Annotated in this window: 17 protein-coding genes and 1 other annotated feature; of the genes, 10 read left to right on the top strand and 7 right to left on the bottom strand. The window is 52.0% G+C overall.

Annotated features, from left to right (window positions below):
* Positions 1-71 precede the first annotated feature (71 nt).
* Positions 72-869, bottom strand: a complete 798-nt coding sequence (locus PTW35_RS02780) for an inner membrane protein YpjD (RefSeq protein ID WP_281026448.1) — start codon at positions 867-869, stop codon at positions 72-74.
* Between the two features lie 210 nt (positions 870-1,079).
* On the opposite strand from PTW35_RS02780, the gene ffh reads away from it, so the two are divergent.
* The 5 genes from ffh (at position 1,080) to rplS (ending at position 4,600) form a co-directional block, all read left to right on the top strand.
* On the top strand, positions 1,080-2,456 hold the full coding sequence (gene ffh / locus PTW35_RS02785; RefSeq protein WP_281026449.1) for a signal recognition particle protein: 1,377 nt from the start codon (positions 1,080-1,082) through the stop codon (positions 2,454-2,456).
* 182 nt (positions 2,457-2,638) lie between these two features.
* The gene (rpsP, locus tag PTW35_RS02790) at positions 2,639-2,887 is read left to right on the top strand and encodes a 30S ribosomal protein S16 (protein WP_039468642.1); all 249 of its coding nucleotides are present in this window, start codon (positions 2,639-2,641) and stop codon (positions 2,885-2,887) included.
* A 26-nt stretch (positions 2,888-2,913) separates the two neighbouring features.
* Positions 2,914-3,441 (top strand): ribosome maturation factor RimM, encoded by a 528-nt coding sequence (rimM, locus tag PTW35_RS02795; RefSeq protein WP_281026450.1) that lies wholly within the window; start codon positions 2,914-2,916, stop codon positions 3,439-3,441.
* A gap of 21 nt (positions 3,442-3,462) precedes the next feature.
* A complete protein-coding gene (gene trmD, locus PTW35_RS02800) occupies positions 3,463-4,209 on the top strand; it encodes a tRNA (guanosine(37)-N1)-methyltransferase TrmD (protein WP_281026451.1) in 747 nt (248 codons plus the stop codon).
* Positions 4,210-4,246: 37 nt separating this feature from the next.
* Positions 4,247-4,600, top strand: coding sequence for a 50S ribosomal protein L19 (gene rplS / locus PTW35_RS02805; protein ID WP_039468648.1), 354 nt, complete (start codon positions 4,247-4,249; stop codon positions 4,598-4,600).
* A gap of 436 nt (positions 4,601-5,036) precedes the next feature.
* Here rplS and PTW35_RS02810 read toward each other — a convergent pair whose 3' ends face one another.
* The 3 genes from PTW35_RS02810 to PTW35_RS02820 all read right to left on the bottom strand — a co-directional run bounded on the left by PTW35_RS02810 (position 5,037) and on the right by PTW35_RS02820 (position 9,320).
* Positions 5,037-6,521, bottom strand: coding sequence for a carbon starvation protein A (locus PTW35_RS02810; protein WP_281026452.1), 1,485 nt, complete (start codon positions 6,519-6,521; stop codon positions 5,037-5,039).
* A 388-nt stretch (positions 6,522-6,909) separates the two neighbouring features.
* Entirely contained in the window at positions 6,910-7,623 is a 714-nt protein-coding gene (btsR, locus tag PTW35_RS02815) for a two-component system response regulator BtsR (RefSeq protein ID WP_281026453.1), read from the bottom strand.
* Positions 7,620-9,320: a sensor histidine kinase gene (locus PTW35_RS02820; protein WP_281027422.1), complete on the bottom strand. Its 1,701-nt coding sequence runs from the start codon at positions 9,318-9,320 to the stop codon at positions 7,620-7,622. The genes btsR and PTW35_RS02820 overlap by 4 nt, the downstream gene beginning before the upstream one ends.
* Before the next feature lie 215 nt (positions 9,321-9,535).
* Between PTW35_RS02820 and PTW35_RS02825 the strand changes: the two genes are divergently transcribed.
* Together PTW35_RS02825 and tyrA are read left to right on the top strand one after the other, a co-directional pair.
* Positions 9,536-10,609 carry a 3-deoxy-7-phosphoheptulonate synthase gene (locus tag PTW35_RS02825; RefSeq protein WP_281026454.1) on the top strand — a complete coding sequence of 358 codons (1,074 nt, stop codon included), beginning with the start codon at positions 9,536-9,538 and terminating at the stop codon, positions 10,607-10,609.
* Positions 10,610-10,636: 27 nt separating this feature from the next.
* Positions 10,637-11,776: a bifunctional chorismate mutase/prephenate dehydrogenase gene (tyrA, locus tag PTW35_RS02830; protein WP_281026455.1), complete on the top strand. Its 1,140-nt coding sequence runs from the start codon at positions 10,637-10,639 to the stop codon at positions 11,774-11,776.
* A gap of 225 nt (positions 11,777-12,001) precedes the next feature.
* Here tyrA and pheA read toward each other — a convergent pair whose 3' ends face one another.
* The 3 genes from pheA to bamD form a co-directional block, all read right to left on the bottom strand.
* Positions 12,002-13,183: a prephenate dehydratase gene (gene pheA, locus PTW35_RS02835; protein WP_281026456.1), complete on the bottom strand. Its 1,182-nt coding sequence runs from the start codon at positions 13,181-13,183 to the stop codon at positions 12,002-12,004.
* A 22-nt stretch (positions 13,184-13,205) separates the two neighbouring features.
* Positions 13,206-13,328: a sequence feature (Phe leader region), on the bottom strand.
* 125 nt (positions 13,329-13,453) lie between these two features.
* Positions 13,454-13,795: a ribosome-associated translation inhibitor RaiA gene (raiA, locus tag PTW35_RS02840; protein ID WP_281026457.1), complete on the bottom strand. Its 342-nt coding sequence runs from the start codon at positions 13,793-13,795 to the stop codon at positions 13,454-13,456.
* 367 nt (positions 13,796-14,162) lie between these two features.
* Entirely contained in the window at positions 14,163-14,888 is a 726-nt protein-coding gene (bamD, locus tag PTW35_RS02845) for an outer membrane protein assembly factor BamD (protein ID WP_281026458.1), read from the bottom strand.
* 140 nt (positions 14,889-15,028) lie between these two features.
* Between bamD and rluD the strand changes: the two genes are divergently transcribed.
* From rluD to clpB, 3 genes are all read left to right on the top strand, one after another.
* Positions 15,029-16,003: a 23S rRNA pseudouridine(1911/1915/1917) synthase RluD gene (rluD, locus tag PTW35_RS02850; RefSeq protein WP_281026459.1), complete on the top strand. Its 975-nt coding sequence runs from the start codon at positions 15,029-15,031 to the stop codon at positions 16,001-16,003.
* 1 nt (position 16,004) lies between these two features.
* A complete protein-coding gene (gene pgeF / locus PTW35_RS02855) occupies positions 16,005-16,730 on the top strand; it encodes a peptidoglycan editing factor PgeF (RefSeq protein WP_044622556.1) in 726 nt (241 codons plus the stop codon).
* Positions 16,731-16,899: 169 nt separating this feature from the next.
* Positions 16,900-19,473, top strand: a complete 2,574-nt coding sequence (clpB, locus tag PTW35_RS02860) for an ATP-dependent chaperone ClpB (protein ID WP_281026460.1) — start codon at positions 16,900-16,902, stop codon at positions 19,471-19,473.
* Positions 19,474-19,523 lie beyond the last annotated feature (50 nt).

Consider the following 19,523-nt stretch of genomic DNA (forward strand, 5'->3'; position numbering starts at 1 on the left):
TTCCTTAACGTTTCTGTTACTTGAACTTTGTACCCAGACGCTCTGGGTGTCAATGAAAGGGGCACGGATTTTTATGCCCCGATGATAATTTCTTTGACGAAGCGGCTGCCGAAATAGGCCAGCGTCAGCAGGAATGCACCGACCAGGCTGAACCAAACCACACGGCGTCCGCGCCAGCCTTTCTGGTAATGCCCCCACAGCAAAATGGAATAGACGCCCCAGGCCAGCAGCGAGAAGACGGCTTTGTGGGCCTTGCCGTGGGCCAGCATATCTTGAACAAAGATAAATCCCGTTACCAAGGTGACGGTCAACAGGGAATTACCGACCAAAATGATCTTGAAAAGCTGGCGCTCAACCATCATTAAGGGAGGGATGTTCGGGTTTATCAGCAGGCTTTTCTTATTCTTCAGCTTATGATCCAACCAGGCCAGTTGAATGGCGTACAGGGTCGCAATCATCAGGGTCGAATAGGAGAACAGCGCCAGCGAGATATGCAGCAGCACCTCTGGATGGGTTTCCAAGTGGGTGATAAAGGCCCCCGGCAGGAATGTGGCGGCGGTAAGGTTAATCGCGGCAAAGCTGTAGACGACAGGAAGCAGGAACCAGACCCGCATCTTTAGCATTGCACCGGTGGTAATCGCGGCGATCAGCAGGCTGATCAGCGATGCGACGTTCATAATACTGAGGTTCTGTCCCTGTCCACCCAGAATGAGATCTTTGAGCAGCAGGATATGAAGGGCAATAGCGGCCAAGGCACAGACAAAGACCGGTTTGGTCTTGATGCCATTGTTGTTGGTGAGCCCCGGTACAACCAGCCCTAGGGCAAGAAAGTAAAGGCATGCCGCCATTACGGCAATCAACATATCCATAGTAAACTTAACTATTTAAGATGGTAAGAGTTCGCAATTATACCTTGCTAGCCGCTAAGCCGCCATGATAAAGCGAGATCAATAGCATATTGAGGCGGTTTTATCTGGGGATATCACAGTGAAAGTGTCCGTCAGGGCATGAAAGCAAGGTGTGGATTGCGTTATACTAGCCAGATCATATCGATTAGTTGCGTAACGAGCGAGTAGCACATGTTCGAAAATTTAACGGAGCGTTTATCGCGAACGCTTAAGAATGTCAGTGGCCGTGGCCGCCTGACGGACGACAACATCAAGGATACGCTGCGTGAAGTACGTATGGCGTTACTCGAGGCTGATGTTGCGCTTCCCGTTGTCCGAGAATTCGTCAAGCGCGTAAAAGAGCGCGCGGTTGGTACTGAAGTATCGAAAAGCCTGACTCCGGGTCAGGAGTTCATCAAGATCGTTCAGGCCGAGCTTGAAGCGGTCATGGGCGATGCTAATGAAGACCTGAACCTTGCCAGCCAGCCGCCAGCGGTTATCTTGATGGCCGGTTTGCAGGGGGCAGGTAAAACCACCAGTGTCGGTAAGCTAAGTAAGCTGCTTAAAGAACGCCAGAAGAAAAAAGTGATGGTGGTATCTGCCGACGTCTACCGTCCGGCGGCGATCAAGCAGCTGGAAACTCTGGCGAGCGATCTGGAGGTTGACTTCTTCCCTTCGACACCCGATCAGAAGCCGGTAGATATCGTTACCGCGGCACACGCCGAAGCCAAGCTGAAGTTCTATGATGTCCTGATTGTCGATACCGCGGGTCGTTTGCACGTCGACAGCGAAATGATGGACGAAATCAAGGATGTCCATAAGGCGCTCAACCCGGTCGAAACCCTGTTCGTGGTTGATGCCATGACCGGTCAGGATGCGGCCAACACCGCCAAAGCCTTCGATGAGGCCCTGCCGCTGACCGGTGTGATCCTGACCAAGGTCGACGGTGATGCACGAGGCGGTGCGGCGCTGTCAGTGCGTCATATTACCGGCAAGCCAATCAAGTTCCTTGGTATCGGTGAGAAGACCGATGCCCTAGAGCCATTCCACCCAGACCGTGTGGCGTCACGTATCCTTGGCATGGGTGACGTGCTGTCTCTGATCGAAGATCTAGAGCGCAACGTTGACAAGGAAAAAGCCGAAAAGTTAGCGAAGAAATTCAAAGAGAAGAAGGGCTTCGACCTGGAAGACTTCCGCGGCCAGCTGCAGCAGATGAAGAGCATGGGCGGCATGATGGGCATGATGGACAAGCTTCCTGGTATGTCGCAGCTACCTGACAATGTTAAAGATCAGGTTGACGACAAGATGTTCAACCAGATGGAAGCTATCATTAACTCGATGACCCCGAAAGAGCGTGAGCGTCCTGAGCTGATTAAAGGTTCGCGCAAGAAACGTATCGCCATGGGTTCTGGTACCCAGGTACAGGACGTCAACCGTCTGCTTAAGCAGTTCACCCAGATGCAGAAGATGATGAAAAAGATGCAGAAGGGCGGCATGAAGAACATGATGCGCAATATGAAAGGCATGATGCCACCGGGTGGTGGCATGGGCGGAATGTTCGGTCGTTAAGCGGCAATCTTCCACTAAATCATTGAGCTTGGGAAAGTCAACTTACTTTTACTGGTGAAAATTTAGCTAAAGCGGTTGCATTCGTCAGTTTAAAGAGTAAAATTCCCGAGCTTAATTTGGCACGGGCCCCGTTATATCCATTTCGGGGCCGATTTCATTTACAGTAATGCAAAGAGGACGATATGGTTACCATTCGTTTGGCACGTCACGGCGCTAAGAAGCGTCCATTCTATCAAATCGTTGTTGCTGACTCTCGCGCTGCTCGCGACGGTCGTAACATTGAAAAAATTGGTTTCTTCAACCCGCTAGCTAAGGGTCAGGAAGAACGTCTACGTCTTGACCTTGACCGTGTTAATCACTGGGTTGGTCTAGGCGCAACTGTGTCTGACCGCGCAGCTAAGCTAATCAAAGACGCTGCTAAAGCGGCTTAATTAGCATGTCAGGTAATAGAGAAGCGATGAGTACACAAGACCGCATTGTTGTTGGGAAACTTGGTTCCTCTTATGGCATCAAGGGTTGGCTCAAAGTTTTTTCTTACACCGAAGAAGCTGAAAGCATTTTTTCCTACCAGCCTTGGTTTATCAAAGTTAAGGGTGAATGGAAGGAGTTCCGCGTTGAATCGTGGAAACGCCATGGTCAGGGGTTAGTCGCTAAGCTTGAAGGTCTGAATGTCCGTGAGGACGCGCAGATGTTCACTAACGCTGAAGTCTACGTATTGGCGGAACAACTACCAGCATTGTCAGATGACGAGTTCTACTGGCGTGAGTTGTATGGAATGACAGTGGTCACTACCGAAGGTTACGATCTAGGTAAAGTCACTGACATCCTGGAAACAGGTTCCAACGACGTCTTGGTAGTCAAAGCCAACCTGAAGGATGCTTTTGGCCAGAAGGAACGTTTAATCCCGTTCCTCGATGAGCAGGTCATCAAGTCGATTGATCGCACTGCTCAGCGGATCGAAGTTGACTGGGATCCTGGATTTTAATCCCCGGTAATAGGTGAACAAATGAAGGTAGGCATAATCAGCCTGTTTCCTGACATGTTTAATGCCATTACCAATTTTGGGGTAACAGGCCAGGCGGTAAAAAAAGGCCTCTTGTCAGTGGAAACGTGGAATCCTCGTGATTTTACCCACGACAAACACCGAACGGTTGATGATCGACCATACGGTGGCGGACCGGGCATGTTGATGATGGTGCAGCCTTTGCGCGATGCCATTCACGCTGCTAAACAATCCGTTGAAGGCCAGGCTAAAGTGATTTACCTGTCACCTCAGGGCCGTAAGCTTGATCAAGCGGGTGTTGAGGAGCTGGCACAGAACGAGAACCTGATTCTTATCTGCGGCCGCTACGAAGGGGTAGATGAGCGCATTATCCAACAAGAGGTAGACGAAGAATGGTCTATCGGCGATTTTGTGCTGACGGGTGGCGAGCTGCCAGCCATGACCTTGGTCGATGCAGTCGTCCGGTTTGTACCGGGTGTACTGGGTGACTTTGCGTCAGCGGAAGAAGACTCTTTCGCCAATGGCTTGCTAGATTGTCCCCACTATACGCGTCCTGAAGTGTTGGACGGGCAGGAAGTCCCTAAGGTCTTGTTGTCTGGCAACCACAAGGACATTAGCTGCTGGCGGTTGAAGCAATCGCTGGGCCGAACTTGGCTGAGAAGACCAGAGCTCCTGGAAAACCTAGCTCTGACTGACGATCAGGAATTCTTGCTGGCGGAATTTATCCGCGAACATAAAGCAAGCATTTAATTAATTTAGTATCAGTTTATTCTAGGGTATATACCAAATGAGTAATATCATCAAAGCTCTTGAGCAAGAGCAAATGAAAAATGACCTACCAGAATTCGCACCAGGTGACACTGTTGTTGTTCAGGTTAAGGTAAAAGAAGGTAACCGCGAGCGTCTACAGGCTTTCGAAGGCGTTGTAATCGCTAAGCGTAACCGTGGTCTACATTCTGCGTTCACTGTTCGTAAGATCTCGAACGGTGAAGGCGTTGAGCGTGCGTTCCAAACTCACTCTCCAATCGTTGACAGCATTACTGTTAAACGTCGTGGTGCAGTACGTCGTGCCAAGTTGTACTACCTACGTGAGCGTTCAGGTAAATCTGCACGTATCCGCGAGAAGCTTACTTCTAAGTAATTCGCGACGCGTAAGACGTTTAATGAAAAAGCCCACCGCAAGGTGGGCTTTTTTTTTTTATGCTTGGAAGGGCGGGATTGAGAGCGGCCCTAGGTCCTGGGTACTTGGGATAGTGGGAGTAGGCGGCCCAAGGAACTGAGTTCTTGGAGGAGCAGTTTCAGTCAATTCATATCGAAAGAGCCATAAACATGGACGCAATTATCATTTATCTATTTGTGGCTTAAAGCTTGTTGTTTATTTCCGTAAACAACATAACCTTTCCCAGCATCCCAGCATCCCAGCATCCCAGCATCCCAGCATCCCAGCATCCCAGCATCCCAGCATCCCAGCATCCCAGCATCCCAGCATCCCAGCATCCCAGCATCCCAGCACCGTTTTACAAGCATAAAAAAACCAGCCTTGCGGCTGGTTTTTGTGTTTTAGGGGGAACTAAAACTTAAGCGGTTTCCGTGCTGCCTTCAAGGTTCTCTTCGTCAGCCAGGTCTGTTTCGCCTTTGCCTTTCGAACGCTTGATGACATAGCCGGCGATGGATAGTGAACCTACGATACCTGCGATAGTCGATACCGTCATTGGTAGGCCGAAACCTAGCTGGCTGTTGTTCAGGATGAAGGTAATACATACCGTGGTCATGAAGATAGCAGGAACAGTCGTTACCCAGTGCAGCTTGTTGTGGCGCAGTAGGTAAGCTGAAGCTGTCCATAGCATCATTACCGCGGTGCTCTGGTTGGCAAAGCCGAAGTAGCGCCAGATGATACCGAAGTCAACCTGGGTCAGGATGCCACCGATAACGAACAGTGGAAGTGCCATCAGTAGGCGATTACGTAGCGATTTCTGTTCCATGTTGAAGTACTCAGCCAGGATCAGACGGCTTGAGCGGAATGCGGTGTCACCCGAAGTGATAGGCAGGATAACCACGCCTAGGAAAGCGATGATACCGCCGAATACGCCTAGCAGGCCGATTGATGAGCTGTATACCACGTTACCCGGGCCACCGTTGGCAACGGCTTCTTGTAGTAACTCGACTGAGCCGAAGAAAGACAGAGCAAGCGCACACCAGATAAGGGCAATGACACCTTCACCGATCATCGCGCCGTAGAACACGAAACGGCCGTTCTTCTCGTTTTCCATACAACGCGCCATCAGCGGTGACTGGGTTGCGTGGAAGCCAGAGATAGCACCACAAGCGATAGTGATGAATAGGGCAGGCCATAGTGGCAGGTCATTCGGGTTCATGTTGGTGAACATCTGGCTCATCTCGTAGTCGCCTAGCAGTGTGTGCTCGCTAGAGAAGGCGATAGCTGTGATAAGGCCAACAGACATGAAGATTAGCAGCGCGCCGAACAGCGGGTAGAAGCGGCCGATGATCTTATCAACAGGAACGATAGTCGCGATGATGTAGTAAGCGAAGATGATAACCACCATGGTTGTCATCGACATGCCCATACCGGTTTGCTCGTTAACTAGGTTAGTGATCATACCGGCTGGTGCCGAAACGAATACCACACCAACAAGCAGCAACAGAACAATGGCAAAGATATTCATAAAGTGTTTTGCGCCATTGCCCAGGTAGCGGCCAGTAATGGTTGGTACTGACGCACCACCGTTACGAACTGACAGCATGCCAGAGAAGTAGTCGTGTACTGCACCGGCGAAGATACAGCCGAGTACAATCCACAGCATCGCCGCTGGGCCGTATAGGGCACCCATGATAGGGCCGAAAATCGGGCCGACACCGGCAATGTTAAGTAGCTGAACAAGGTAAACTTTCTTGTTCGACATTGGCACGTAGTCAACGCCGTCCTGCTTGGTAAATGCCGGAGTTTGGCGTTTTTCGTTGATACCGAAAACTTTTTCAATGAACGCACCGTAGATGAAGTAACCACCTACCAGCGCTGCGACACACATCAGAAACCAGGCCATATCTTGTCTCTCTAATCCTATTGGAGTGGGGTTGGTTTAGTTTTGCGTTCCGTGCCTCAACACCCTCGGCAACTGCGCAAAACTTATTTTGATAGCTGCCATCCTAAACGTTTGACTGCAATATTCACCTGCAAAAGGGGTGAGTGGTTGTATGGCAGGGTGAGTGGTCGATAATTCCATTAAGCGGTTTTATCGAATTGGGTGAACGGTTTTACCGAGGATTGAGCGGCGGAAGACAGAATTTTAATTCCGTGATCAGTATCAGGGTATTGCCATGCCGGCCTTGCTTGTCCGGGCCCATTGGGCGAGGGCAAAGAAGGACGAATAAAGGCGAGGCGGTCAGCGATGGAGAGCGACGGCTCCATCGCTGATCGCGCCGGACAGGGGATTAACAGAGCCCGAAGCGATCCTTGAGCTCTTTGAGATAGCGGCGGCTGACCGGAACGTGATGGTTACCGAGCGTGGTAATTTCGGCCAAGCCATTTTCCAATAGCTTGATTTCCCTGATTGCTGTCGGATGGATGAGGTACTGGCGGTGGCAGCGGATCAACGGGGTCTTTTCCTCCAAGGTTTTCAGGGTGAGTTGCGTTGTCGCCTCGGTGTCGCGGCCCACGATATGTACCCCCGTCAGATCGGAGTAGGCGGTCTCAATCTCGTCCGGGCGGAGAAGTAAAATTCGGTTGTGGCCGCTGCACGGGATCAGCTCCAACATATCACTGACAATCGGTGAATAGTCCGCTGGCTGGCACTCCCGCTCCAGGCGCTTGATGGTTTTAGTCAGGCGGCAGGTCTCAACTGGCTTGAGCAGGTAGTCAAATGCATTATCCTCAAACGCCTTTAGCGCATATTCGTCATAGGCGGTGACGAAGACCACTTTGGGCATGGTGTCAGGATCGAGCATGCTGAGCATTTCGATACCGGTGATCTGTGGCATTTGGATGTCGAGGAAGATGACATCGGGTTTGAGGGCATTGATCTTCTTCAGCGCCTCAATGGCGTTGCTGCACTCCCCGATCACCTCGATCGTTCCATTTTCTTCCAGCAGGTCGATCAGCTCTTCCCTGGCATATTTTTCATCATCAATGACAAGGGCCTTAATCATGCCGCATGCTCTCCGTTACGGTGTGTGAGGGTATCTACGGGCAGTTTGATGGTTGCCCGGGTCCATTCATGAGCCTGAAATGTCATGGTCAGGCCATATTGTTTGCCAAACATATTCTTCAACCGCTTATCGACAATCTTCATGCCAAGTCCACTTTCTTCCCCGACAGGGGCATAGTTACCGGCGTTGTCCTCTACTTCGAGGATGACATGGTCTTGTTCGACAAAACCATTGATAGTGATTTTACCATTTTCCAGTAGTGATGAGGTGCCGTGCTTGATTGCATTCTCGACCAGCGGCTGGAGGGTGAAAGTGGGGACCTTCATCGTCATCAGTTCATCTGCCACATTGACCTCGACGCTGAGTCGGTCGGAAAAGCGCGCCAGTTCGATCTCTAGGTAGGCATTGATGTGCTGTAGCTCTTCTTGCAGGGTAACCGTTTCGATATTTTGCTTGAGGTTACGGCGGAAGAATTGCGACAAATGCTGGATCAGCTGGCGGGCTTTGTCCGGATCGCGCCTGACGACTGAGTTGATGGTATTGAGGGCATTGAACAGGAAATGCGGATTAACCTGGGCTTGCAGCAGGCGTAGCTCGGCCTGGGTCAGCAGGTTCTGTTGCTGAATATAGCGGCCGGTCAGGATCTGGTTGGACAGCAGTTTGGCGATCCCTTCCCCCAAGGTGAGATTGACCGTAGAGAACAGCTTGCGCTTGGGCTCGTAGAGCTTGATGGTACCAAGCACCTCATGGTTTCCGCCCACCAGTGGGATCACCAGCGCCGAGCCGAGCTTGCACCTCTCGTGGAGCGAGCACTGGTAGGGGATATCGTAACCGTCGGCATAGACCAGCTCGCAGCCATCAATGGCACGACGGGTATAACCGGAGGAAATAGGAGTACCGGGCAGATGGTGATCGTCGCCGATCCCGATGAAAGCGAGGATTTTATCGCGGTCGGTAATGGCGACTGCGCCCACCCCGGTTTCCTCATAGATGATCTTGGCAATCTTCTTGGTGGTTTCTTCGTTGAACCCCTGGCTGAAGATCCCGACCGAGCGCTGGGCGATTTTCAGGGCGCGGCTCGAGAAGGCGGCAGAGTACTTCTCGTAAATGGTTTTCCTGTCCTGGATAATGCTCATGAAAAAAGCGGCGCCCACCGAGTTGGCGATTACCATCGGCAGGGCAATCGCACTGACCAGGCCGAGGGCTTTTTCAAATGGCTGGGCCACGGCCAGGATGATCAGCATCTGGATGATTTCGGCGACTAGGGTGATCACAAACACTACCAGCGGGCGGAAAATTTGGTCCGCCTGTCCCCTTCGGACATAGTAGCTGTGCATCAGGCCGCCGATAAGTCCTTCGGCTGTGGTGGAGATGGCACAGGCCAGGTCGGTAAAGCCGCCGAGGGTGTAGCGGTGCAGGCCGCCGGTTAAGCCAACGGCAAATCCGACGATAGGACCGCCGAGCAATCCTCCCATGACGGCACCGATTGCCCGGGTATTGGCAATTGCATCTTCTATGTGTAATCCGAAGTAAGTGCCTAAAATACAAAAGAGGGAAAATAGGATATAGCAGGTAAAACGCTGTGATAGCCGGCCTGAAATAGAGGTCAGCGGCATAAACAGTGGGGTTTTGCTCAACAGGTAAGCCAGTACCAGATATACGCTGAGCTGCTGTAACAGAGAAAAAATCAGTTCCATTGCCATAGGGAGTGCGAGTGGGCATTGCCATTATGGTAACTGGCTTTGGCCGATAGCGCCAAAAATGCTGAGGTTGTAAATTTTTATTTACGGTGGATTTTTTTCTTTACAGGTGGTTGCAATTCCCTGTTAATGGCTGCTATTGTCTGTTTTATGACAGGGCAGTCCTGTTTTTTCTTTTGATTTTGTATTAATTAGTTTACAGGGAAGCCCGCATGCAAAAAGATCAGTTGAACAACGTCCATATCGAAAAAGAGTCGGTATTGATCACGCCACAAGAGCTGTGCAGCAAGCTGCCGGTGAGTGACAATGCCCTCAACTTCGTCCGTCAGTCTCGCCAGACGATTGCCGATATCATCCACAAACGCGATCCCCGCTTGCTGGTGGTGTGTGGTCCATGCTCTATCCACGACATCGAAGCTGCCAAAGAATATGCGCTGAAACTCAAAGCACTGTCGGAAGAGCTCAGCGATCAGCTGTACATTGTGATGCGGGTTTACTTTGAAAAGCCACGTACCACCGTTGGCTGGAAGGGGTTGATCAATGACCCGCACCTAGACGGCTCGTTTGAGGTGGAAGAAGGGCTGCACATCGGCCGCCAGTTACTGATTGATTTGGTGGAAATGGGGATCCCGCTCGCCACCGAGGCACTTGACCCTATCAGCCCGCAATACTTGGGGGATTTGTTCAGCTGGGCTGCAATCGGTGCCCGCACCACTGAATCCCAGACCCACCGTGAGATGGCCAGTGGTCTGTCTATGCCGGTTGGATTCAAGAATGGTACCGATGGCAGTTTGGGTACCGCGATCAACGCCATGCAGGCGGCCGCTTCCGGCCACCGTTTCATCGGGATCAACCCCGATGGCCAGGTTGCGCTGCTCAATACCCAGGGCAACCCGGATGGCCATGTTATTCTGCGTGGCGGCAAGCAGACCAACTATGATTCTGTCTCAGTGACCGAGTGTGAAAACGAGATGAATGCGGCAGGCCTTTCTCCGTCGCTGATGGTAGACTGTAGCCATGCTAATTCTCGCAAGGATTACCGCCGTCAGCCGCTGGTTGCCGAAGATGTGATCCACCAAATCCGTGAGGGCAACAAGTCCATCATTGGTTTGATGCTGGAAAGCCATATTAATGAAGGAAACCAGAGTGCGGATCTACCGCGCCAGGAGATGGCTTACGGTGTGTCTATCACCGATGCGTGTATCAGCTGGGAGTCGACTGAGACCCTATTGCGTCATGCGCACCAGGAGCTAACGCCATTTCTTCAACAGCGCGTTGAAGACTAATTCCGCCACCAATGCAGAGAGCCATAGATGGTCGCTGAACTGAGTAAACTGAGAGATCAAATTGATGATGTCGACCGACAGATGGTGGAGCTGCTAGCCCGCCGCCTGTCGCTGGTCGAAGAGGTCGGCCATGTGAAAAGCCAACACGGCTTGCCGATCTATGCCCCTGACCGTGAGGCCGCGATGCTGGCTTCACGGCGTCAGGAGGCAGAAAGCAAAGGGGTGCCGCCGGATCTGATCGAAGATATTTTGCGCCGCACCATGCGCGAGTCCTATGCCAGCGAAAATGATTCTGGTTTCAAGTGCCTTAAGCCTGAGCTGCGGCCGATTGTCGTTGTCGGCGGCCACGGCCAGCTGGGTGGCTTGTTCTGCCGCCTGTTTGAGTTGTCGGGTTATCAGGTTCGCAAGCTGGGCAGCCAGGATTGGGACAGGGCTGATGAGTTGCTGGCCGATGCCGGCATGGTGGTGGTGTCGGTGCCGATCAATATCACCGAGCCCATTATCGCCAAGCTGGGTAACCTGCCGGATGATTGTATTCTTGCCGACTTGACTTCGGTTAAGAGCGGGCCGCTGCAGGCCATGCTTGAGGTACATCGCGGGCCTGTTGTCGGCTTGCACCCGATGTTTGGTCCAGATATCGCCAGCTTGGCCAAGCAGGTGGTGGCGTATTGCGATGGCCGGATGCCGGAGAGCTACCAGTGGTTGCTCGAGCAGATCCAGATTTGGGGTGCAACCCTTAACCGGATCAGTGCGATTGAGCACGATGAGGGGATGACCTTGATCCAGGCGCTGCGACACTTCACGTCCTTTGTGTACGGAGTGCACCTTGCCGAGGAAGATCCCAAGCTGGAGCAACTGCTGTCGCTCAGCTCGCCAATCTACCGCCTGGAATTGGCGATGGTGGGGCGCCTGTTTGCCCAGGACGCCCAGCTCTATGCCGACATTATAATGTCGTCGCCGCAGAACTTGGCGATGATCAAGCGCTTCCACCAGCGCTTCGGCGAGGCGATTGCGGTTCTGGATAGCCAAGATAAAGAGACGTTCAAGCAGGCCTTCGGCCGGGTTGAGAGCTGGTTTGGAGACTATGCCCAGCATTTTTTAACCGAGAGCCAGGGATTACTTAGACAGGCGAACGACTCGACTCACCGTACCGCGTCAGGGCGCTAAGCCAAGCGCCTTCGATAAGAATAACAAAGCCCACGCACTTCGCAGTGCGTGGGCTTTTTGGTCTTTGGAGACTGGAGAGTGGCATATTTCTGGATGGAATTTCAAAACCTACCTGACAGGGAAGACCCGGGCTGGCGCTTCAGGGTTGGAGCTACATGGATGTATTTACCGCGTTTTTGAAATTCCCATCCAGTGATGTGTGCCTGTAGTGTCAGACTACACCGCTTAAATCAGATCACCCGTCTCAGGGTCAACCGGCTTGACGTTCTCGCTCGGGTAGCAGCCGAGTACCTTGATAAAGCGGGTCAGGCGGGTGAGCTCCTCCAAAGCTTCCTGCATCACATCCGATTTCAGGTTCTCCTCGACATCGACGTAGAACATCTCTTCCCACGGGTTGCCGATCACCGGGCGCGACTCCAGTTTGGTCATGTTGATGTTGAGGTTACGCAGAACCAGCAGGCACTCTACCAGGGAGCCGGCCTTCTGGGCGGTCGACATGGTCAGGGTGGTCTTGGCCGGGATCAGCGAGGTTACTTCCACCGGCTTGCGCGCAACGACGATAAAACGGGTGTAGTTTTCCTGCTGGTTGGCAATATTGGTTTTGAGCGGGGTCAGCCCGTACAGTTCGCCGCTTGAGGCGTTGCCGATAGCCGCCACATTCGGGAGCTGGAGCTCGGCCACTTTCTTCATGGCCTCTGCGGTGCTGGAGCAGTATTCCTGAGTGATATTGCCCATGGAGTGGAGGTACTCACTGCATTGCTGGTGTGGCTGAGGGTGCGAATATAGGGTGTCGATGTCTTCCAGCTTGGTATCGACCGCGGCCAGCAGGCAGTGCTCGATAGGCTGGTTGATCTCTCCGACAATCGACAGGCTGGTGTGCTGTAGCAGATCATAGACTTCGTTGATCGAGCCCGAGCTGGTGTTTTCGATAGGCAGCACGCCGTAGTCGGCATTGCCAATCTCTACTGTGTGGAGCACATCACGGAAGGTTGAGCAGCTGAGCTCGACCAGTTTGGTTTGTTTTTTGCTGAAATAGCTCCGGCTGGCAAGGTTGGAGTAGGAGCCTTTGGCACCAAGGAAAGAGACACGGGCGACAGGCTGCAGGCTCTCAGGGTTAGCGAGTTTCTGTAGGTAAGCCTGCTGGAACAAGACAGAATCTTCGATAATGGTATGGAAGATCTGGGTGACGTACTGGGCATCCAGTTGAAGCGATTTGCCCGTCTCGATCAATCGCAGCAGCAGTTCCTGCTCACGGGTTTGATCGCGCACCGGCTTGGCGGTTTGGATTTTGCTCTTGGCGACTTCGAGGCTGAGCTGGCGGCGCTCGGCGAGCAGTTTTAATATTTCGTTATCGATACGGCTGACGTTGGTTCGGATTTCGTCCAGCGAATACTGCGGTTCTGTCATTGTCGCTCCCTGTCTTATTCATACAAAAAAGCCTCCCGGTTAGAGGAGGCTGTCTGTTCGTCTTTAGCTTGTTTCTTGCGTAACGAATAGCCCCCACTAAGGTGACATAAAAAAGAAGCTAAAGAAAAACAGTCGGGTCGTTTGCATAAATACTGAAAGTTATGAATTTGGGTTAGGTATGGCTCAACATTATGCAGCCTTGGAAGTGTTGTCAAGCAGAAACTAAACAGCCCTGCAGGGCAGGGCTGTTTATAAAATCCTCTTGAATAATTATGCTTCTTCTTCGGCTTCTTCAATCTGCGGCTTGTCGCTGTGGCTTGCACGGCGCGCCGTTGGCTTGTGAGCTTGTTTGTTCAGTTGGCGTTCTAGTTTTTGGTATACCTCGGTAATGGCACCGTACATATCGTCATGCTCTGCTGAGGCGACTAGTTGACCTCCCGGAATAGCAGCAGATGCTTCAATTTTGAATTGGCGGTTTGGCTCGGTGCTGATTACAGCGTGCTTGCTGATAAAAGGAACCTGGTATTTTTCTAACTTCTTGAATTTAAACTCAATGCGCTCACGGATAGCAGGGGTGATATCTAGGTTTTTGCCGGTAATGTCTACTGTCATAATTATCTTTCCTCTTTTGCTACCCTTCGTTGGGTTGACTTCAGATTACTAAATTCATGAATCAATAATGCGATCTGGATCACAATTGCATTGTTAAAATATTGTCCAGAAAAATTCTGTGATCGCGTCTTGCTTGTTGCAAAAAAGTTTGAAGAAAGTGCTTGTAGAACACTAGAAAGTTGGGGCAGTATGAGGGAAGAACGAACGCTGGTGGCTGGTGCTATTCAGGGACTTTTTTCGATTTATAACAATAGCTTGAGTTAAAATTGACCAGCTTGTTTCCTACGTGTCGATAACGATGTAGTGAGATTCATAAAAAACAGCAGCCATTTGGCTGCTGTTTTTTTATGGCCGAAGAGTCAGTCCATTAAATGGGGTTGAGTGCGATAAGTTTGCGGGTATTCTCCAGCGGTTCGCTCAAGCCTAGTTTTTCGTAGGCGCTTTCCATTATCAGCAACGATCTGCGTGCTGCTTCGGTGTTTGGATATTCGCGCTGAATCAGCTGGGAGCGGTTGACGGCAGCCACCCAAGCTTCTCGGCGGAGGTAGAAATCGGCAGCGGCTAGTTCGTAATCGGCTAGGCGGTTTTTCAAAAAGACCATACGCGCTTGGGCATCGGCAGCATAGCGGCTGTTCGGGTAGCGCTCGAGTAGACGTTTGAAGTCACGGAAGGCTTTGCGGGCCGGCTCAGGATCTCGGTCGTGGCGATCGATATTGAACAAGTCATGCATAAAGCTACGGTCTTGCGCCATGCTAGTCAGGCCGCGCATATACAATACCCAGTCGGCCTTTTCATGGGCAGGGTTTAGGCGGTTGAAGCGATCGATGGTTGCTTCACCTAAAGCAAGATCATCGTTTTTGTAGTAGGCATAGATCAGATCAAGCTGAACCTGTTCAGAGTAGGCACCGAATGGGTAGCGGGAATCTAATGTTTCCAGTCGTTCGATGGCGGTTGTCCAGCTACCGCTTTGCAGGGCCTGCTGAGCGGTGGCATAAAGTTCAGATGGCGGTACATCCGGTACCACTTCTTCCGTGCTTGAACAGCCTGAAAGTATGGCGACGGCAAGAAGAGACGATAGAGTCAGGCGTTTCATTGCGGCGACTGTTTCCTTGATAAATAATTTTATTTCTGCGGATCCATTACGGTCTGAGCCGTTAACAGATACAATGACACTATTATGTTATTTTACGCAGCGTTTGACGTTTAGTCCCACGCTTTTTAAAAAAGTTCGCTATGGCACAGCAGATAGAGTTAACAAATACAGTAAATGATAGTCAACTTGGCTTGCGCCTTGATCAGGTTATCGCTGAATTATACCCCGATTATTCCCGCTCACGGATCAAAGAGTGGATCCTAAATGGCATGGTTTCTGTCGATGGGGAAGTTACGACAAAGCCACGTTTGAAAATGATGGGCGGTGAGGAGCTGTTTATCAAAGCGGAGATCGAAGATGAAGTCCGCTGGGTTCCTCAGGATATCCCGCTGGATATCGTATATGAAGATGAGCACATTATCGTCATCAACAAACCGCGTGATTTTGTTGTTCACCCTGGCGCGGGTACTCCGGATGGCACGGTGCTTAATGCACTCCTTCACCATTGCCCGTCTTTGGCAGAAGTGCCTCGTGCCGGTATTGTGCACCGTTTGGATAAAGACACCACCGGCCTGATGGTGGTAGCGAAGACAATCCAGGCGCAAACTCGTCTTGTTCGTGCACTGCAAAAACGCAGAATTACCCGTGAATACGAAGCGATTGCGATGGGTAAGATGACTGGTGGCGGTACAGTCGATAAACCGATTGGTCGTCACCCGACCAAGCGCGTCTGTATGGCGGTGAGTGAATTTGGCAAACCGGCAATCACCCGCTTCCGGGTGGCTGAGCATTTCCGAGAGCATACCCGTATTGTCCTGCGTCTTGAAACGGGCCGTACTCACCAGATCCGTGTGCATATGTCGTATCTAACTCACCCTCTGGTTGGTGATGCGATATACGGCGGTCGACCTCGTCCGCCCAAAAATGCTTCTGATGAGCTGGTACAGGCCCTGCGTGCTTTCGATCGTCAGGCTCTGCATGCACGCATGCTTCGTCTAGAACACCCGATCACCGGTGAGTTGATGGAATGGCGCGCGCCGCTTCCTATCGACATGGTGGCAATGATCAGCATCTTGCGCAAAGACAAAGAAGCACACCAAGAGGAAGAATACTGATATGTGGATTGTCCCCGACTGGCCGGCTCCAGCCAATGTCAAAGCCATTGCGACAACGCGTGAAGGCGGTAAGAGTGCAGGGCCATACCAAGGTTTAAACCTTGGTAACCATGTTGGGGATGATCCCGAGGTTGTGTTGCAAAACCGCCAGTGGCTGCAGCTCCAGCTTGGATTAGACACCGCACCCGTTTGGCTGAATCAGACCCACAGTATTGAGGTGGTAAACCTTGAGCAGCCAAGTGCACAGGCGCTAGATGCTGATGGCAGTTATACTGCGAAAAGGCATCTTCCTTGCGTGGTGATGACGGCCGATTGTCTACCGGTGATCCTGTGTGATCGCCAAGGGACACAGGTTGCAGCAGTTCATGCCGGATGGCGCGGTTTGGTTGACGGTATCATTGAACAGGCTATCGCTAAGTTTACTGTACCGGGCTCGGAAATCATGGCTTGGCTCGGTCCTGCTATTGGACCGCAAGCATTTGAGGTCGGTGGAGAGGTGCGTGAGCAGTTTCTTGCTTACGGGCCAGCTGCTGCCGAAGGTTTTCAGCCGCACGGCGAAAAGTGGTTGGCAGATCTGTACCTACTGGCTCGCCAGCGCTTGGCCAGTGCGTCAGTAAGTGATGTATTTGGCGGGGAGGCTTGTACCTTTTCTGATGCCGAGCAATTTTACTCGTACCGGCGCGATGGCGTGACAGGCCGTCAGGCAACCTTGATCTGGCTGGAATAGCCATACGTATTTACCCAGTTCAAAGCCCTGCCGATGCAGGGCTTTTCTTTTTCCGGGGTGTTGTGAGACAAGGGTTCACCCGAGCTTGCACAATGAGTGGGGAAGATTTGGCTTGAAAAATGGGAGCTAGGCCACCATATCTTACCGTGAGAGAAGATTAGGAGGACTTATGCGTCTTGACCGTTTTACTAGCAAATTCCAGATGGCAATCTCTGATGCGCAATCGCTAGCATTGGGGCGAGACCATCAGTATATAGAGCCAGCCCACTTGATGGTGGCGCTGCTAAACCAGGATGGCAGTACCATCCGTCCACTTCTAACCCTATTGAATGTCGATATTGCCCAGCTACGGTCCGGTTTATCAGAATTGCTGGAGCGGTTGCCGAAGGTGAGCGGTATCGGCGGTGATGTCCAGCTTTCGCATGGGATGGGGATGTTGCTCAACATGTGTGACAAGCTGGCCCAGAAGCGCAAGGACAAATATATTTCGTCAGAATTGTTTATTTTGGCGGCGGTAGACGACAAGGGGCCGCTCGGTCAGTTGCTGAAAGAAAAAGGACTGACCGCCGACAAAATCGAACAGGCCATAGAAAAAGTGCGTGGCGGCCAGAATGTTGATGATCCCAATGCTGAGGAAAACCGCCAGGCGCTGGAAAAGTTCACCATTGATCTCACCGAGCGTGCCGAGCAGGGCAAGCTGGATCCGGTGATCGGCCGCGACGATGAAATTCGCCGGACTATCCAGGTCCTGCAGCGCCGTACCAAGAACAACCCAGTCATTATCGGTGAGCCAGGGGTAGGTAAGACTGCGATTGTCGAAGGCTTGGCGCAACGTATTGTCAATGGCGAGGTCCCAGAGGGACTGCGCCACAAGCGAGTACTTTCCTTGGACATGGGGTCGCTGATTGCTGGTGCCAAATACCGGGGTGAGTTTGAAGAGCGCCTGAAGTCAGTGCTTAATGAGCTCTCGCAAGAAGAGGGCAATATCATCCTGTTTATCGATGAGCTGCATACCATGGTCGGTGCCGGTAAAGGTGAAGGCTCGATGGATGCGGGGAACATGCTCAAGCCTGCGTTGGCTCGCGGTGAGCTGCACTGTGTCGGTGCCACTACGCTGGACGAGTATCGCCAGTACATCGAAAAAGATGCCGCGTTGGAACGTCGGTTCCAGAAAGTGCTGGTGGATGAACCGACTGTTGAAGATACGGTAGCGATTTTGCGTGGCCTCAAGGAGCGCTACGAGCTGCATCACCATGTGGAAATTACGGATCCGGCAATTGTTGCGGCGGCGGGGCTGTCGCACCGTTACATCTCAGATAGACAGCTGCCGGATAAGGCGATTGACTTGATCGACGAAGCAGCATCCAGTATCCGCATGCAGATCGACTCCAAGCCCGAGTCACTGGACCGTCTCGAGCGCCGGATTATCCAGCTCAAGATCGAGCAGCAGGCACTGGACAAGGAGAGTGATGAGGCCAGCCAGAAGCGTCTGAGCGATCTGCGCGAAGAGCTGGACAAAAAAGAGCGCGAATATGCCGAGCTAGAAGAAGTGTGGAATGCCGAGAAAGCGGCACTGTCTGGTACTCAGCATATCAAAACAGCGCTTGAGCAAGCCCGTACCGATATGGAAATCGCTCGCCGAGCAGGCGATCTCAACCGGATGTCGGAGCTACAGTACGGTAAAATTCCAGAGCTTGAAAAGCAACTCGACTTGGCGGCTCAAGCGGAAATGCAGGAGATGAGCCTGCTCAAGAACAAGGTGACCGATGCCGAAATCGCGGAAGTACTCTCCCGCCAGACCGGGATCCCGGTAGCCAAAATGCTCGAAGGGGAGCGTGATAAGCTACTGCGGATGGAAGAAGCTTTGCACAAGCGGGTTATCGGACAGGATGAAGCGGTTGATGCGGTCGCGAATGCCATTCGCCGCAGCCGGGCCGGGCTGTCGGATCCAAACCGTCCAATTGGCTCGTTCTTGTTCCTCGGCCCAACTGGGGTCGGTAAAACCGAGCTATGCAAAGCCCTGGCGCACTTTATGTTTGATAGTGACGATGCCATGGTGCGGATTGATATGTCCGAGTTTATGGAGAAACACTCGGTTGCACGCTTGGTCGGTGCGCCCCCTGGCTATGTTGGCTATGAAGAAGGTGGCTATCTGACCGAAGCGGTTCGCCGTCGTCCTTATTCGGTGATTTTGCTCGATGAGGTGGAAAAGGCCCACCCTGACGTGTTCAACATTTTGCTTCAGGTGCTCGATGACGGGCGATTGACGGATGGCCAGGGCCGGACGGTCGACTTCCGCAATAGTGTGGTGATCATGACTTCCAATCTTGGTTCAGATCGTATCCAGGAGCACTTTGGTGAGTTGGACTACGACGGTATCAAGCAAACGGTTATGGAGGTGGTGGGTCATCACTTCCGCCCTGAGTTTATTAACCGGGTTGACGAAACTGTGGTATTCCATCCGCTTGGTGCCGAGCATATCAAGAACATTGCCAGCATTCAGATTGCACGACTGGAGAAACGCTTGGAAGAGCGCGACTACCTGCTGAACCTGGATGACAGTGCGCTGGATTTGATTGCCGAGGCTGGTTTCGACCCGGTATTCGGAGCCCGGCCGCTCAAGCGTGCCATCCAGCAATATATTGAGAACCCACTGGCTCAAGATATATTGTCAGGCAAGTTTGTTACGGGTAAGCCAATTAATATTGTTGCAACCGACGGTCAAATTGAAGCCAAACAATAAGTAGCCTGTTTAATCCCTCAAGCCCTCCTTATGGAGGGCTTTTTACATTC

The sequence above is a fragment of the Photobacterium sp. DA100 genome (assembly GCF_029223585.1).
Taxonomy (GTDB): domain Bacteria; phylum Pseudomonadota; class Gammaproteobacteria; order Enterobacterales; family Vibrionaceae; genus Photobacterium.

Coding starts and splice junctions, on each gene's coding strand:
- PTW35_RS02780 (WP_281026448.1), bottom strand. CDS start 869: ATGGATATGTTGATTGCCGTAATGGCGGCATGCCTTTACTTTCTTGCC.
- ffh (WP_281026449.1), top strand. CDS start 1,080: ATGTTCGAAAATTTAACGGAGCGTTTATCGCGAACGCTTAAGAATGTC.
- rpsP (WP_039468642.1), top strand. CDS start 2,639: ATGGTTACCATTCGTTTGGCACGTCACGGCGCTAAGAAGCGTCCATTC.
- rimM (WP_281026450.1), top strand. CDS start 2,914: ATGAGTACACAAGACCGCATTGTTGTTGGGAAACTTGGTTCCTCTTAT.
- trmD (WP_281026451.1), top strand. CDS start 3,463: ATGAAGGTAGGCATAATCAGCCTGTTTCCTGACATGTTTAATGCCATT.
- rplS (WP_039468648.1), top strand. CDS start 4,247: ATGAGTAATATCATCAAAGCTCTTGAGCAAGAGCAAATGAAAAATGAC.
- PTW35_RS02810 (WP_281026452.1), bottom strand. CDS start 6,521: ATGGCCTGGTTTCTGATGTGTGTCGCAGCGCTGGTAGGTGGTTACTTC.
- btsR (WP_281026453.1), bottom strand. CDS start 7,623: ATGATTAAGGCCCTTGTCATTGATGATGAAAAATATGCCAGGGAAGAG.
- PTW35_RS02820 (WP_281027422.1), bottom strand. CDS start 9,320: ATGGAACTGATTTTTTCTCTGTTACAGCAGCTCAGCGTATATCTGGTA.
- PTW35_RS02825 (WP_281026454.1), top strand. CDS start 9,536: ATGCAAAAAGATCAGTTGAACAACGTCCATATCGAAAAAGAGTCGGTA.
- tyrA (WP_281026455.1), top strand. CDS start 10,637: ATGGTCGCTGAACTGAGTAAACTGAGAGATCAAATTGATGATGTCGAC.
- pheA (WP_281026456.1), bottom strand. CDS start 13,183: ATGACAGAACCGCAGTATTCGCTGGACGAAATCCGAACCAACGTCAGC.
- raiA (WP_281026457.1), bottom strand. CDS start 13,795: ATGACAGTAGACATTACCGGCAAAAACCTAGATATCACCCCTGCTATC.
- bamD (WP_281026458.1), bottom strand. CDS start 14,888: ATGAAACGCCTGACTCTATCGTCTCTTCTTGCCGTCGCCATACTTTCA.
- rluD (WP_281026459.1), top strand. CDS start 15,029: ATGGCACAGCAGATAGAGTTAACAAATACAGTAAATGATAGTCAACTT.
- pgeF (WP_044622556.1), top strand. CDS start 16,005: ATGTGGATTGTCCCCGACTGGCCGGCTCCAGCCAATGTCAAAGCCATT.
- clpB (WP_281026460.1), top strand. CDS start 16,900: ATGCGTCTTGACCGTTTTACTAGCAAATTCCAGATGGCAATCTCTGAT.